Below are 1,317 nucleotides of genomic sequence, written 5' to 3' on the forward strand. Positions count from 1 at the left end.
TGGTTCTTCCGTTAAATGCATAGATAGAAAAAAAATATTTATATTATGATAAAAATAAAGCTGGCATCATCTATCTTTGTAGTGACCAAACTCAATGATAAATGAATGCCAGCATAATGCATAAAGCTTTTGGCATATCCTTGCAAGAATGTTTGGATATGCGTTGCGAAAGTAATAAAATAGTTTTGAATATCCAAACTCCATCAGACAAACTTTGCTGTCCGGAGTGTGGAAGCCATAATGTAGTCCGTAATGGTTTCACGGCCAGACGCTTTGTGAGCGTGCCGATAGGTTGTTCAAAGACTTTCGTCGAGATGAAGATCCAACGTGTCAAATGTTCTGATTGTGGCTGCATAAAGAACGAGGATGTCGATTTCGCAAAAGGCAAGCGCAGGCATACGACCGCTTTCGCCAATATGGTTATAGACTTGTCGCGCTTTGCAACTATACAGGACATTGCATGGTTCCTGGATGTATCTTGGGACATGGTGCGGAACATACAGATGGAGTTCCTGCAAAAGGAGTATGGCAGCCCGGACCTTTCAAACCTCAGATACATATCCATAGACGAGTTCGCTACCCACAAGGGACAAGTTTACAAGACGATAGTCGTAGACTTGGAAACCGGGCGGATTGTCTTTGTAGGTGACGGTAACGGCAAGGCTTCGCTTGAGGAATTCTGGAACAAGCTCGGAGACAGAAAGAATGACATAAAAGCCGTATGCACAGACTTGTCGTCTGCTTATACGGGGGCGGTAACGGCAAATCTCCCCAATGCCTCTCTTGTCGTGGATCATTTTCATGTGGTAAAGCTCATGAATGAAAGGATAGACCAGTTGCGCCGCCAGTTGTGGCATGCTGAGAAAGACGTTAACAAGCGTAAGGTAATCAAGGGCACGCGCTGGATATTGCTGAGAAACGGCAACGACATCTTTGACGCAAAATACAAGACAAGACTTGACAATGTGCTGAACTTGAATGAACCGTTGATGATTGCATATTACCTGAAAGAAGACTTGAGGGAAATATGGAACCAAACCAACAAGGATGATGCAGAATTGGTGCTAAACGAATGGGTGCGGCAGGCCATGGATTCAAAAATACAGCCATTGGTCAAAATGGCTGCTACCTTGCGGGCCTACAAGCCATATATACTTGCATGGTATGACTACCCGATATCAAATGGCCCTACTGAAGGTATAAACAACAAGATTAAAGTGCTGAAAAGACAAATGTATGGATTCAGAAATGATGAATTCTTCACGTTAAAGCTATACGCTCTACACGACAAGCGTCTACGCATTTAACGGAAGAACC

1 protein-coding gene is annotated in these 1,317 nt (G+C 43.5%); it reads left to right on the top strand.

The features are described 5' to 3' along the window. The first annotated feature begins 101 nt into the window (after positions 1–101). Positions 102–1,307: an ISL3 family transposase gene (locus ST42_RS12340; protein WP_042517111.1), complete on the top strand. Its 1,206-nt coding sequence runs from the start codon at positions 102–104 to the stop codon at positions 1,305–1,307. Positions 1,308–1,317: the final 10 nt, after the last annotated feature.

The organism is Prevotella pectinovora, assembly GCF_000834015.1.
GTDB classification, from domain to species: domain Bacteria; phylum Bacteroidota; class Bacteroidia; order Bacteroidales; family Bacteroidaceae; genus Prevotella; species Prevotella pectinovora.